This is a genomic window from Bacillus oleivorans (assembly GCF_900207585.1).
Classification (GTDB): Bacteria; Bacillota; Bacilli; order Bacillales; family JC228; genus Bacillus_BF; species Bacillus_BF oleivorans.
Genome location: NZ_OAOP01000006.1, coordinates 75,045 through 89,675, shown reverse-complemented (window position 1 = coordinate 89,675; position 14,631 = coordinate 75,045). Strand labels below are relative to the sequence as shown.

Here is a 14,631-nt window from a genome sequence, read left to right as displayed (position 1 = left end):
AAAATTGCCATGATGGAGGTCTCTGCCATATGAATAAAAAGACCCTAAAAGACATTGATGTCAAAGGAAAACGCGTATTTTGCCGGGTTGATTTTAATGTCCCATTGAAGGATGGGAAGATCACCGATGAAACGAGAATTCAAGCAGCCCTTCCTACTATTCAATATTTAACAGAGCAAGGGGCAAAAGTGATCTTGGCCAGTCACCTTGGGCGTCCGAAGGGAGAAGTGGTCGAAGAGCTGCGCCTGACACCTGTAGCGAACCGCTTGTCTGAACTTCTTGGAAACGAAGTGAAGAAAGCGGGTGATGTTGTGGGGCATTCTGCAAAAGCATTAGTTGAAAGTTTAACAGTAGGCGATGTTCTTTTACTTGAAAATGTCCGCTTTGAAAAAGGTGAAGAGAAAAATGATCCGGCCCTCGCTAAGGCTTTTGCAGAGTTGGCTGATTTGTATGTTAATGATGCTTTTGGTGCAGCTCACCGTGCCCATGCCTCAACCGAAGGAATCGCCCATCACCTGCCAGCAGTCGCAGGATTTTTAATGGAAAAGGAGATTGAAATTCTTGGAAAAGCCCTTGAAAATCCTGATCGTCCATTTACTGCGATTATAGGCGGTGCAAAGGTTAAAGATAAAATTGGCGTGATTGACCATCTCCTGGATAAGGTGGATAACCTTATTATTGGCGGCGGTTTGGCCTACACCTTTATTAAAGCAAAGGGTTACGAAATTGGGAAATCACTGCTAGAAGAAGATAAAATCGACCTGGCCAAATCTTTTATGGAGAAGGCAGAGAAAAATGGAGTGAATTTTGTTCTGCCAGTCGATGTTATTGTAGCGGATGATTTTTCTAATAATGCCAACACAAAAGAAGTACCAGTTGAGGAAATCCCAGCCGATTGGGAAGCACTAGATATTGGACCAAAAACTCGCGAGCTTTATAAAAAAGTCGTCAATGATTCTAAGCTTGTAATTTGGAATGGCCCAATGGGGGTATTTGAGCTTGATTTATTTGCAAATGGTACGAAGGATGTGGCTGAAGCTCTGGCTCAAGCCAAGGATACAACGACTATTATTGGCGGCGGAGACTCAGCAGCAGCTGTAGAAAAGTTTAACCTCGCCGAATCAATGTCTCATATTTCAACAGGCGGCGGTGCTTCACTTGAATTTATGGAAGGAAAAGAACTGCCAGGGGTCGTTGCACTAAACAATAAATAGGGGAGGATGGTTAATATGCGCAAACCCATCATTGCAGGGAACTGGAAAATGTATAAAACCTTACCTGAAGCTCAGAGCTTTTTTAACGAAGTCAAAAGTTTAATTCCCAGTTCAGATGTTGTCGATTCAGTAGTCTGTGCACCTGCTCTATTTTTAGACAGATTAGTTGAACTGGCAAAAGGTTCAAATCTAAAAATTGGTGCTCAAAACATGCACTTTGAGGACCAAGGGGCATTTACGGGTGAAATTAGCCCTGTGGCTTTAAAGGATCTCGGTGTTGAGTATGTGATTATCGGCCACTCCGAGCGACGCGAAATGTTCAACGAAACAGACGAAACCGTAAATAAAAAGGCTCTTGCAGCTTTCAAACATGGACTCACTCCAATCATTTGTGTAGGTGAAACACTTGAACAGCGTGAAAACGGAGAAACCAAAGCCCTTGTTGCTGCTCAAGTAAAACAAGCCTTATCAGGATTAGCAGAAGATCAAGTGAAAGAATCTGTAATTGCGTATGAACCAATTTGGGCAATCGGAACAGGCAAGACATCAACAGCTGAAGATGCGAATGAAGTGTGTGCCCATATTCGTGAAACGATAGCGAATCAATTTTCAAGTGATGCAGCTCAAGCAGTCCGGATTCAATATGGGGGCAGCGTAAAGCCGGCTAATATAAATGAGCTTATGAGTATGTCTGATATTGATGGTGCCTTAGTTGGCGGTGCGAGCCTAGAAGCTCAATCCTTCTTGCAGTTATTGGAGGAAGGTTCAAATGAGTAAGCAAGCTCCTGTAGCCTTAATTATTTTGGATGGATTTGGTTTACGTGATGAAACACATGGGAATGCGGTAGCTCAAGCGAAAAAACCAAATTTTGACCGGTTTTGGAATGAGTTTCCCCATAGCACGTTAAAGGCAAGTGGTGAAGCAGTTGGTTTGCCAGAGGGCCAAATGGGAAACTCCGAGGTAGGTCATTTAAATATCGGGGCTGGACGGATTGTCTATCAAAGCTTAACCCGGGTAAATGTTGCTATTAGAGAAGGGGAGTTTGCCAAAAACGAAACATTCCTCGGCGCGATTCAGCATGTAAAAGAAAAAGGCACCAATCTTCATATCTTTGGTTTATTATCAAGTGGAGGCGTACATAGCCATATTAATCATCTATTTGCACTCCTGCAGCTGGCTGCCAAAGAAGGGGTTAAACATGTCTATATTCACGGAATTTTAGATGGTCGGGATGTTGGTCCGCAAACAGCTAAAATTTTTATTGAACAAACACAAGAAAAAATCAAGGAATATGGAGTTGGCGAATTTGCCACCATTTCTGGACGATATTATTCTATGGACCGGGACCAGCGCTGGGAACGGGTTGAAAAATCATACAGAGCCATGGTGTACGGTGAAGGACCAACCTACACAGACCCAATCGAATGTGTAGATGATTCCTACAAAAACGAAATTTATGATGAGTTTGTGATTCCGTCTGTGATTACAAGAGAAAATGGCGAGCCCGTTGCTACGATTAAGGACAACGATGCGGTTATTTTCTATAACTTCCGACCTGACCGGGCGATTCAAATCTCCAATACCTTTACTAATAAGGATTTCCGGTCGTTTGATCGGGGAGGGGGGCATCCAAATAATCTTTATTTTGTTTGTTTAACTCACTTTAGTGAAACGGTCGACGGATATGTCGCTTTTAAACCGGTCAGCATGGACAATACATTAGGCGAAGTTTTATCACAAAACAATTTAACTCAGCTTCGGATAGCCGAAACTGAAAAATATCCGCATGTTACGTTTTTTATGAGCGGGGGCCGGGAGCATGAGTTTCCAGGTGAAGCACGGATCCTGATCAATAGTCCTAAGGTTGCAACGTATGATTTGAAGCCAGAAATGAGTGCCTATGAAGTAACGGATGCACTTGTAAATGAGATTAATCAGGATAAATTTGATGCCATCCTTCTAAACTTTGCCAACCCTGACATGGTAGGTCACTCTGGAATGCTCGAGCCAACCATTAAAGCTGTAGAAGCGGTGGATGAGTGCTTAGGTAAAGTCGTCGATCTGATCTTAAGTAAAGGCGGAACGGCGATTATTACGGCAGACCACGGAAATGCAGATGAAGTCATTACACCAGAAGGAACGCCAATGACGGCACATACGACAAATCCTGTTCCTGTGATTGTGACGAAAAAAGGAATTACCCTTCGTGATGGCGGAATATTAGGTGATTTAGCACCAACTATGCTAGAGTTATTAGAAGTTGAACAGCCAAATGAAATGACTGGAAAAACATTAATTCAATCGAAATAAGGAGAGATTCTAATGCCATTTATTGCTGAAATTTATGCTCGTGAAGTCCTTGATTCTCGCGGAAATCCAACAGTTGAAGTAGAAGTGTACACAGATTCTGGCGCATTTGGCCGCGCGCTTGTGCCAAGCGGTGCCTCTACTGGTGAATATGAAGCTGTTGAGCTTCGTGACGGAGATAAAAGCCGTTATTTAGGAAAAGGAGTTCTTCAAGCCGTTCAAAACGTGAATGAGGTAATCGCTCCAGAATTAGAGGGCTTTAACGTTTTAAACCAAGTTGCGATTGACAAAGCTCTTATCGAATTAGACGGAACTGAAAACAAGGGTAAATTAGGAGCCAATGCGATTTTAGGCGTATCAATGGCAGTGGCTCGTGCAGCAGCTGACTATCTTGGTGTTGAACTCTATCAATACCTTGGCGGATTCAATGCGAAACAGCTTCCAGTTCCAATGATGAACATCCTAAATGGCGGAGCTCATGCCGATAACAACGTGGACATCCAAGAATTTATGGTTATGCCTGTTGGGGCAGAGAGCTTTCATGAAGCTCTTCGCATGGGAGCAGAAATTTTCCACAGCTTAAAATCTGTTCTAAAAGATAAAGGCTTAAACACCGCTGTTGGGGATGAAGGCGGATTTGCTCCGAACCTTAAGTCTAACGAAGAAGCATTACAAACGATTATTGCAGCGATTGAAAAAGCCGGCTACAAACCAGGTGAGCAAGTTAAATTAGCAATGGACGTCGCTTCATCTGAGCTTTACAGCAAAGAAGACGGAAAATATCATCTTGAGGGTGAAGGTGTTGTCAAAACATCTGAAGAAATGGTGGCTTGGTATGAAGAGCTTGTATCCAAATACCCTATCATTTCCATTGAAGACGGCTTAGATGAAAATGACTGGGCAGGTCACAAACTACTAACTGAACGTATCGGAGACCGTGTACAATTAGTCGGCGACGATTTATTCGTAACCAATACAAAGAAACTGGCACAAGGTATCGAGCAGGGTGTTGGAAACTCTATTCTGATTAAAGTGAACCAAATCGGTACCTTAACAGAAACATTTGATGCGATCGAAATGGCAAAACGTGCAGGCTATACAGCCGTTATCTCTCATCGTTCCGGTGAAACTGAAGACAGCACGATTGCTGATATTGCGGTTGCAACCAATGCAGGCCAAATCAAAACAGGTGCCCCTTCCCGTACAGACCGTGTTGCGAAATACAACCAATTGCTTCGTATTGAAGACACCTTGGATGAAACGGCACAGTATTTGGGAATTAAAGCATTTTACAACTTAAGATAATCAGAAAAAATGGTTGGACCTTATGAGGGCCAACCATTTTTTTATTGTATAGCGTACAATAAATTCTCGACTTGTGGCTAAGTGTTCGATAAAAGGGTATATGAGTCAAATCAGGGTGTCTACGAGTCAAAATCCTGTTACCTATCAATCTTGGTGTGACAGGCACACCCTGAAATTTCTTATTTACGCCAAAATCCGGGACGCCTCGAATTTTGTTCAAGCGGACATAGATTCCGTTATTTCCATATAAACCAATATTTTCAAGAGTAAAAAGGACATGTAATCCGTTATTTAGCAAAAAACATTAAAAAATGGCTTACATTTAGCAATATAAAGGAACCAGTGTCCTTTAATTTTAGAAATCTGCATTTTTTTCCCAATAGAGGATCTGGTGTCCGCTAAAAAGATTTACGATCTAGATTCCGCACGGGTCCCCATTTGGCACAATCTTTTCTTTATGAAAATAACCGATCAATTTCATCGATTTCTACTTGCGTTAACTGAACTTCAAGAGTTTTTAAGTTACTTAAAACCTGCTCTGGTTTTTTCGCACCTGGAATGAGGGCATCAATCGAATTTCTCGTTAAATACCAGGCGAGGACGACATGCGCTACTTCTGCATTTTTCGCTTCAGCAATCGGACGGAGCTGATCAACCTTTTCCAGGTTCTTTAAAAAGGCTGCTCCCTGAAAATGTGGATTTCGAGCACGTAAATCGTTAAATAACGTATCCTTTGTGTATTTCCCTGCTAGTAATCCTGAAACTAATGGGAAGTATGGAATAAAAGTAATGTTGTGTTCAATAGTATACGGAAGCAATTCGTTTTCAGCACTGCGGTTTAAAAGATTATACTCTCCTTGATAAACGTCCACATATCCATCTTTATTTGCTTCTTTTAACTGTTCAATTGAAAAATTTGATACTCCTATTGCTCTAATTTTGCCTTCATCCTTCAGCTGTTTTAAGGCACCAACTGCTTCATCTTTTGGTGTGTTTTCGTCAGGGAAATGGATATAGTATAAATCTATGTAATCAGTTTGGAGCCTTTTTAAACTATTTTCAACCTCTTGCTTTAAGAAAGAAGGTGAGTTGTCATGAACAACTTTATCACCAAGGAATTTGTGAGAACCTTTTGTTGCAAGAATAACTTCGGAGCGGGTTCTTTCTTTTAAAACCTCACCGATTAATTCCTCTGACCGCTCTGGGCCATATATAAAGGCGGTATCAAGAAAATTAATTCCTTGATTTAAAGCTGTTCTCACTAATTCCTTTCCTGTTTCATCATTGAGGTTTGGATACAAATTATGTCCGCCGACCGCATTGGTCCCAAGACCAATTGGATTCACGAGTAAATCAGATTTTCCGAGCCTTGATAATTTTGCCATTTCATTTCAGCTCCTTTTATAAAAATGTATAGAAAGAGTAACAAATTAATTTGATAACTATCAAACAATTGAACTCGAGAGGAATGGAAATAGGAATAATCTCCTAATACAAGTATAATGCTTATAAAAGAGTTTAAAATTGTTAATAGACTGAGGCTCATTTCGATTTTTATTGTCTCCCCTAAAGATTTATGGTACATTAGAGATACTGTTATGTTCGTATTAGGAGGTGGACAAGGATGCATGCATTCTTGGTTACATTATTAGTTATAAACTGTATTGCTTTAATTGCAGTCGTATTGTTACAATCCGGTAAAAGCGCAGGTCTTTCAGGTGCCATCTCCGGCGGTGCTGAACAACTTTTTGGAAAACAAAAGGCGCGTGGGATTGATTTAGTTTTACACCGAATTACGGTTGTTTTATCTGTTTTATTATTTGTTCTTACAATTGCAGTATCATACTTCCAACTATAAGTACATGTAAGCCTGGCCGACTCTGGTCAGGTTTTTTCGCACTTTAAGAAAGTATAAATTGGCAGCAAAGAAGATTAATCGACGTAGTGGCCAATTTTAGGAATTAAGTATAAGAGCAACTAGGCGATCGCCTGCGCCTAAAGGCTTGGCGCTAGCCAAGTTTTCTTTATCGTTTAGGAAATTATATATTTCTCGACTTGTGGATAGCTGTTCGATAGAAGTATAAGGATGACTCGTCAGATATCGTAAAAACTATACGCCGATGCGAACAAATGAGTCTTTACCTGTAATATAGATTCATCTAACTTAATACACAATTTTCCCCAAGCATTTTCAAATGGTTGGTCGATTTGGATTGTACAGTAAAAGGACATTTGAAAAAGTTTTTACCCTCGTATCCCATTGTTATCCTCCTTTTTACCATTTCCATTTCTGCCTTTTTCTTTCTGGTTTTGAAACCTGTTTGTTAGGGTATTCGTCATATTGTAAGTAAAATGGACAAAATAAAAAATAAAGGAGAGAAACCGATGAGGTTCTTTAAAATAATCGCATGTGGTACATTGTTACTGCTTGTTATATTTATAGGGAATATGAATGCTGTCCATGCAGACAGTGCTAATGAGGAAGATAGCATTAATGAAAAATATGGACTTCCGGTTGTTGTGTATGGAGAAGCACTTTCTGATGCGCAGAAAGAAGAAGTTCGGGAACTGTTAAATGTAAAAGATCCGACCATGGTGAAAGAAATAACGGTAACAGGAGAGGACCTTGTTCAGTATATTAATGGGGATCCCCATTCCAATATGTATTCCTCCGCGAAAATAACAAGAAATGATTCTGGAGAAGGACTTGTTATTAACCAGGTAACTCCTGAAAACATTACCGAGGTTACCGATGAAATGTATGCCAATGCTTTATTGACTGCAGGGATTGAAAATGCGGTGGTAGATATAGCCTCTCCGGTAAAAGTAAGCGGTCACTCGGCTCTAGTTGGTATTTACAAGGCATATGACGAAGGGGAAGGAACCGAGCTTAACAAGGATAGGACAGAAGTGGCAAATGAAGAGCTGAGTCTTGCAACCGCGTTAGCCCAAAAGGAAGGGTTAGATCAGGACAAAGTAAGCGAATTGTTAACAGAAATTAAGCAGCAAATTGCGGAACAAAATCCGGTATCGCGAGAAGAAGTGGAGCAAATCATTGATGAAAGATTAAAAACACTTGAAATCAGCCTTAGCCCTGAAGATCGTCAGCTGCTCATTGATTTATTTGAAAAAATGAGGAATTTAAATATTAACTTTGATAATGTTCAGTCACAGCTTGAAAACCTCGCAAACGATATCCAACAGAGGATCGAGGACGCGGTAGGAGACAAAGGTTTTCTTCAAACCATTATGGATTTCTTTAAAAACTTGATTGAAAGTATTAAAAGTTTTTTCTCTAGTTTATTCTCTTAAACTTAGAAATGCAGGACGCATTATGCCTCCTGTATTTTTTCTGTAATCGCAGTCAACACCGCAACCGCCGAATCCACCCCGTCAGCACAAAATACTGGATGACACTCCTTCCATCTGATAAAACTATACATAGTATGACAAAAAGGAGATCTTACATATGAAGGTAAAACCACCAAAGCCATTTACGTTTGAAGCAGGGAAGCGAGCTGTCCTCTTGCTCCACGGCTTTACGGGCAGTTCCGCCGATGTTCGGATGCTTGGGCGTTTTCTTGAAAAAAAAGGGTATACCTCACATGCCCCTCAATATAAAGGACATGGTGTCCCGCCAGAAGAATTGGTCCATACCGGCCCAAAAGACTGGTGGAAGGACGTAATGATGGGCTATGATCACTTAAAATCGCTTGGTTACGAGGAAATTGCAGTTGCGGGATTATCATTGGGAGGGGTGTTCTCCCTTAAACTTGGTTATACTGTGCCTGTAAAGGGTATTGTTCCAATGTGTGCACCGATGTATTTTAAAGACGAAGACGTTATGTATGAAGGTGTTCTAAAGTATGCAAGAGAGTATAAGCAATTTGAAGGTAAGTCTGGAGAAGTAATCGCTAAAGAAATGGAAGATTTCAAAAAAACACCGATGAAAACATTAAAAGAACTGCAAGCTCTAATCCAGGATGTCAGAGTGCATGTTGATCTTACCTATGCGCCATTATTCGTGGTGCAGGCAAGACATGACAACATGATTAATCCAGATAGTGCAAATATTATATATAATGAAGCGGAATCGCCGCAAAAGAATATAAAATGGTACGAGAATTCTGGACATGTTATTACGTTGGATAAAGAAAAAGAACAGCTCCATGAAGATATTTATGCTTTTTTAGAGGAGCTGGATTGGACTGTTTAAAACATAAGAAGGAGGGATTTTTTTGAATGAACAGCATCCCTTAATTGATCAAATATTAACGATTATGAAAGAAGAGGCTTATAAGCCGTTAACTGTTCAGGAATTAGAAGAGCTTTTACAAATGGAGGATTCCGATTCCTTTAAGGAACTGGTCAAAACCCTCGTCCACATGGAAGAGAAGGGTTACATTGTCCGAACCCGGACGAACCGGTATGGCATTCCGGAGAAGATGAATCTTTTAAGAGGGAAGTTCATTGCCCATGAGAAAGGGTTTGGTTTTGTTACCCCAGAAGAAGAGGGCATGGATGATATTTTTATACCTCCATCCGAGCTCAACCAGGCGATGCACGGGGATATCGTTTTAGTCAGGGTTACCCACGAACAAAGCGGGGACAACCGCCGTGAGGGAACGATTGTTAAGATTATCGAACGGGGCATTAAGGAAGTGGTCGGAACCTATTCTGACAGTAAACATTTCGGTTTTGTCATCCCTGATAATAAGAAAATCACAACCGATATTTTTATTCCAAAAGGGGCTTCCGCGGGAGCCGTCGATGGACACAAAGTCGTTGTAAAAATTACGGCTTATCCGGAAGGAAGACAAAGTGCTGAGGGTGAAGTGATTCAGATTCTTGGACACAAAAACGACCCAGGTGTTGATATTCTATCGATTATTCACAAGCATGGAATTCCAACACAATTTCCGGATGAAGTACTGCAGCAAGCGGAAGAAATCCCGGATGAGATTCTGGAAAGTGACATTGGAAATCGGCGCGACCTTCGTGATCAAACGATTGTTACGATTGACGGCGCAGATGCAAAAGACCTTGATGATGCGGTTACTGTATCAAAATTAGAAAATGGGAATTATAAATTAGGCGTTCATATTGCAGATGTAAGCCATTATGTAAAAGAAGGCTCTCCGATTGACCGGGAAGCTTTTGAACGCGGCACGAGTGTTTATTTGGTAGACCGTGTAATTCCCATGATTCCTCACCGTCTGTCAAATGGAATCTGTTCACTCAATCCAAAGGTCAATCGATTTACACTTTCATGTGAAATGGAAATTGATTCATCTGGACATGTTGTAAAACATGAAATCTTTGAAAGTGTGATTAAAACAACGGAAAGAATGACTTATGCCGATGTAAATAAAATTCTAGTCGATAAAGACGGGGAAACACGCAAACATTATGAGACACTCATTCCAATGTTTGAGGACATGGAAGCGCTGGCTCAAATCCTTCGGAATAAACGGATGGGTCGCGGTGCCATCGATTTCGATTTTAAAGAAGCGAAAGTGTTGGTCGACGAAGACGGGAAGCCAACCGATGTTGTATTGCGTGAGCGTTCGGTGGCAGAACGCTTAATTGAGGAATTCATGTTAGCAGCCAATGAAACGATTGCGGAACATTTCCACTGGCTAGAAGTTCCGTTTATGTATCGGATTCACGAGGATCCAAAGGAAGAAAAGCTGCATCGCTTCTTTGAGTTTATTACCAATTTTGGTCTTGTGGTTAGAGGAACAGCCAATTCGATTCATCCGCGCGCATTGCAGGAAATCCTGGAGGCAGTCGCGGGTCGTCCAGAGGAAATGGTCGTTTCAACTGTTATGCTTCGCTCTATGCAGCAGGCTAAATATGATGCGGAGAGCTTAGGTCACTTTGGATTATCCACTGATTTTTATACACACTTTACTTCTCCAATCCGGCGTTATCCCGACTTAATCGTGCATCGTCTGATTCGGGAATATCTGATTAATGGAAAAATGGATGATGCCACTCAAGCGAAATGGGGAGCCCGTCTTGATGAAATCGCCAAGCATGCCTCAGAGATGGAAAGAAGAGCCGTCGATGCCGAAAGAGATACGGATTCTCTGAAGAAGGCTGAATTTATGCTGGATAAAATCGGGGAAGAGTTCGAGGGAATCATTAGCTCCGTTACCAACTTTGGTATGTTTATTGAGCTTCCAAATACGATAGAAGGATTAGTCCATGTCAGTGATATGACTGATGATTATTACCGGTTTGACCAGCGCCAATATGCCATGATTGGTGAAAGAACGGGCAAGGTTTATCAAATTGGGGATGAAATCACAGTCAAAGTTATTAATGTAGATAAGGATGAACAGTCGATTGATTTTGAAATTGTCGGGATGAAGCGGGAACGGAAACGTGAACGAAAAATCACCACAACAGTAGTAAAAGCAAACGCCGGCAAATCGAGAAGAAAAGGTGCAGAAAACCGGAATGGTGGAGGCTCCAAAGGAGAAAACGGCGACGAGTGGTCGACAAGAAAACCGAAGAAAAAGCGAAAGCATTTCGAAAATGTCCCGAAATCAGCCCGGACGAAAAAGAAAAAAAGAAGTTAACAGTCTCTTCAGAGGAAGGGGCTGTTTTTTTTGCAGATATTAATTAACTAAACGCCATTAACAAATTTTTTACATAATAATGGAGCCATTAAAACCCACTCTTTGTTATACTTGGAAAATAGTGAAAAATTTGTCGAAATAGAGGAGATTTATTAATGGCTGTAAAGATGAAAAATGGTCATATTATGATCTGGGCACCGATTATTGTAGTCCTGATCAGTTCAAGCAGTTCTTTTATTTTTTCAACCTTCATTCAAGAATGGGCCTGGATTCCGGTCGCTATTTTTTACTGGGGGAGTATATTTGCTTTTATTTACTTTTTTACGACAAAGGAAGAGCGGTCAAAATGGCTCTCTCGGGTCGAAGGCCACTTTGGCTGGAAAATTGGAACTGTCTTGGTGGGGCTTTTTCCGTTAACGATTCTGTTTACGAATCTGCAGCTTCTAAGTGAGTCTTTAGCGGCAACGTTATTTTGGCTATTGTTTGCTTTGATTAATCCTTTTTTTGAAGAAGGATTTTGGCGCGGGCTTTTACTAAACAAGCTACCCTTCCAATCAAAGTTTGCAAAGGTTCTATATTCTACATTATTTTTTATCTTGAGTCATCCGCTTTTATGGGGCGTTTTTTCAATTGCAAACCGTAGCTATATGATATTTGTCTCTCTACTTATTATGTCACTCGTATGGTCTTATGCCTACTACAGAATCGGAAGCCTAAGATGGCCGATTTTTTCACACTTTTTAGTCGATGTCGGAAATCTGTCTGTGTTTACATTTTTAAACCTTTATATTCCGCCCGTAATGTGACCTAATCATTGAGTAGAGCACCTCCTTTTGATACAATATAGTAACGCTGGAGGAGGAAAAAGCTTATGCCAAAAGGTCAAGGGAAAGTGATTGCTCAGAATAAAAAAGCATATCATGATTATTTTATAGAAGAAACGTATGAAGCAGGGCTTGTTTTGCAAGGAACCGAAATTAAGTCAATCCGTGCAGGGAGAGTCAACCTCAAGGATTCGTTTGCGAGAATTCAAAACGGGGAAGTCTTTTTATTCAATATGCATATCAGTCCCTATGAGCAAGGAAACCGGTATAATCACGATCCTTTACGAACCCGTAAACTGCTGCTTCATAAAAAGGAAATCAGTAAACTGATTGGGGAAACAAAGGAAAAGGGCTATTCTTTGGTTCCTGTGAAGTTATATCTTAAAAATGGCTACGCGAAAATCTTATTGGGCTTAGCTAAAGGTAAAAAGAATTACGATAAACGTGAAGACTTAAAACGGAAAGAGGCTAAGCGTGATATAGAGCGTGCCTTTAAGGAACGGCAAAGGTAAGACTGTTAATAACCACCATTTGCGTAAATCTGTAAGCATGTTATAATGGATATTGTCATCGAAAAGGGATGACGCAACTGTTTGCTCGGGATTCCTGTACTACTCATTTTTATAATGGGGACGCTACGGATTCGACAGGGGTAGTCGAGCTTGAGTTGCGAGCCGGGGGGATCGTCCTCGTAATCAACGTCAAGTTAAATATAACTGGCAAACAAAACAACAACTTAGCTTTCGCTGCGTAAGTAGCGCATAGCTTGCCTCACTCTCCATCGCCCATGTGGAGTCCTGGGGCTCACTAGAGTGGGATACGCCTGATTCTGCCGTCTGAGGATGAGGGAAGAGATTTACAGACTAGCTACTCGGACGCCTGTCGGCAGGCATAAGAAGTAGCGAAACGTAAATATGCCGACTACGCTCGTAGACGCTTAAGTAGCGATATCTTTGGACGTGGGTTCGATTCCCACCGTCTCCACCATACATATAAGGTGATTTATGACCAGCTAAGTGGGACTGGAACCATAATATTGCCGTTTTGGCAAGGTTATGCTCCAAAAAACTTTAGGCAAATTTTTATACTTCAAAAACTGTAGACGTTATCTTCTACAGTTTTTTGTTTGATTTTATTTTTTTTAAAATAATACTTGCATTTTGCAAATTAGTTAGGTATAAATAAATCAAAGGAAAAAAGTAACAAGTAGTAAAAGTATAAAAGAAAGGAAAATACCATATCTCTAGAAGATCTCCTTTAATGGGAGAAACATTGCAACAATTACTTGCAAAATGCAAATAATTATAAAGAAGGGTTTATATGACAAAGGTATTAGATGTTATTGTAATTGGCGGAGGTCAGGCAGGTCTTGCTTCGGGGTATCATTTACAAAAGAAGGGGTTACAATTTTTGATTTTAGAATCTCAAGAGAATGCTGAAGGATCTTGGCCACAGTATTATGACAGTCTTAAATTATTTTCTCCTGCACGTTTTTCGCCTTTACCCGGAATGAATTTTCCAGGAGATCCTGACCATTATCCATCTAAGTCTGAAGTAATTCGTTATCTAAAAGATTACCAAGACTATTTTCAATTTCCATTAGTTACCAATTCGCATGTTGTCTCTGTTGAAAAAAAGGATCATATATTCACAATTCAAACAAAATCCAATGAAGTATATCTAAGCAGATCTATTATAAATGCAACAGGATCCTTTCATACTCCATTTATACCTTCCATAACAGGAATGGATCAATTTAAAGGACATATCATTCATTCCGCTGACTATCGAAGTCCAGATACTTTGAATAACCAAAGGATTGTAGTAGTTGGGAGCAGAAATTCAGCGGTTCAGATTGCTATTGAATTAGCAGAAGTATCTTCAACCACTTTAGCTGTAAGGCATCCGGTAAAATTAATCAATCAAAAAATAATAGGAAAAGACCTGCACTTTTGGTTCAAGATTATAGGATTTGATACATTTCCTTTTTGGAGATTTGGAAAAATGATTCCTTCTTCAAACGCTGTAATAGATTTAGATGGATTTAAAGAACAATTAGCGATGGGAAAACCGAATCAGAAGCCTATGTTTTCCTCTTTTTATACGGAGGGAATCATTTGGTCAGATGGGATAAAAGAACCCGTGGACACTGTTATTTTTGCTACAGGGTACCGTTATAATTTTCCTTATTTACGTCAATTACGGGCTCTTGATTCAGAAGGCAAACCTCTACATCTTGCCGGTGTAAGTAAGACTGTTCCTGGACTTTATTACTTGGGATTAGAAGGACAGCGATCATTTTCTTCCGCTACATTAAGGGGAGTAGATTCTGATGCAAAATTTGTTGTTCGGAGACTCCTAACCTATTTGAAAGCTCAATAAATATAAAAAAC

General features: G+C 40.4%; 12 protein-coding genes and 1 other RNA gene. 12 read left to right on the top strand and 1 reads right to left on the bottom strand.

Annotated elements, in window-relative coordinates; translation table 11 throughout:
* Positions 1–29 precede the first annotated feature (29 nt).
* From CRO56_RS14130 to eno, 4 genes are read left to right on the top strand one after another with little or no spacing between them, the layout of a single operon-like run.
* Positions 30–1,214, top strand: coding sequence for a phosphoglycerate kinase (locus CRO56_RS14130; RefSeq protein WP_097159266.1), 1,185 nt, complete (start codon positions 30–32; stop codon positions 1,212–1,214).
* Between the two features lie 15 nt (positions 1,215–1,229).
* Positions 1,230–1,991, top strand: a complete 762-nt coding sequence (tpiA, locus tag CRO56_RS14125) for a triose-phosphate isomerase (protein WP_097159265.1) — start codon at positions 1,230–1,232, stop codon at positions 1,989–1,991.
* Positions 1,984–3,525, top strand: coding sequence for a 2,3-bisphosphoglycerate-independent phosphoglycerate mutase (gpmI, locus tag CRO56_RS14120; RefSeq protein ID WP_097159264.1), 1,542 nt, complete (start codon positions 1,984–1,986; stop codon positions 3,523–3,525). Before tpiA ends, gpmI begins: the two co-directional genes overlap by 8 nt.
* 12 nt (positions 3,526–3,537) lie before the next feature.
* Positions 3,538–4,827 carry a phosphopyruvate hydratase gene (eno, locus tag CRO56_RS14115; protein ID WP_097159263.1) on the top strand — a complete coding sequence of 430 codons (1,290 nt, stop codon included), beginning with the start codon at positions 3,538–3,540 and terminating at the stop codon, positions 4,825–4,827.
* Between the two features lie 455 nt (positions 4,828–5,282).
* On the opposite strand, the gene CRO56_RS14110 is transcribed toward eno, so the two are convergent.
* The gene (locus tag CRO56_RS14110; RefSeq protein ID WP_097159262.1) at positions 5,283–6,212 is read right to left on the bottom strand and encodes an aldo/keto reductase; all 930 of its coding nucleotides are present in this window, start codon (positions 6,210–6,212) and stop codon (positions 5,283–5,285) included.
* A gap of 239 nt (positions 6,213–6,451) precedes the next feature.
* Here CRO56_RS14110 and secG point away from each other — a divergent pair, with 239 nt between their 5' ends.
* The 8 genes from secG to CRO56_RS14070 all read left to right on the top strand — a co-directional run bounded on the left by secG (position 6,452) and on the right by CRO56_RS14070 (position 14,620).
* A complete protein-coding gene (gene secG / locus CRO56_RS14105; RefSeq protein WP_097159261.1) occupies positions 6,452–6,685 on the top strand; it encodes a preprotein translocase subunit SecG in 234 nt (77 codons plus the stop codon).
* Positions 6,686–7,212: 527 nt separating this feature from the next.
* Complete coding sequence (locus CRO56_RS14100; RefSeq protein ID WP_097159260.1) at positions 7,213–8,139, top strand: DUF1002 domain-containing protein; 927 nt, start codon at positions 7,213–7,215, stop codon at positions 8,137–8,139.
* A gap of 157 nt (positions 8,140–8,296) precedes the next feature.
* On the top strand, positions 8,297–9,043 hold the full coding sequence (locus tag CRO56_RS14095) for an alpha/beta hydrolase (RefSeq protein ID WP_097159259.1): 747 nt from the start codon (positions 8,297–8,299) through the stop codon (positions 9,041–9,043).
* Positions 9,044–9,107: 64 nt separating this feature from the next.
* On the top strand, positions 9,108–11,414 hold the full coding sequence (rnr, locus tag CRO56_RS14090; protein WP_245855916.1) for a ribonuclease R: 2,307 nt from the start codon (positions 9,108–9,110) through the stop codon (positions 11,412–11,414).
* Between the two features lie 155 nt (positions 11,415–11,569).
* Positions 11,570–12,220: a CPBP family intramembrane glutamic endopeptidase gene (locus CRO56_RS14085; RefSeq protein ID WP_097159257.1), complete on the top strand. Its 651-nt coding sequence runs from the start codon at positions 11,570–11,572 to the stop codon at positions 12,218–12,220.
* Between the two features lie 65 nt (positions 12,221–12,285).
* Positions 12,286–12,750 (top strand): SsrA-binding protein SmpB, encoded by a 465-nt coding sequence (gene smpB / locus CRO56_RS14080; RefSeq protein ID WP_097159256.1) that lies wholly within the window; start codon positions 12,286–12,288, stop codon positions 12,748–12,750.
* Positions 12,751–12,866: 116 nt separating this feature from the next.
* Positions 12,867–13,225: a transfer-messenger RNA gene (gene ssrA / locus CRO56_RS14075) on the top strand.
* 333 nt (positions 13,226–13,558) lie between these two features.
* Positions 13,559–14,620: a flavin-containing monooxygenase gene (locus tag CRO56_RS14070; RefSeq protein ID WP_097159255.1), complete on the top strand. Its 1,062-nt coding sequence runs from the start codon at positions 13,559–13,561 to the stop codon at positions 14,618–14,620.
* Positions 14,621–14,631: the final 11 nt, after the last annotated feature.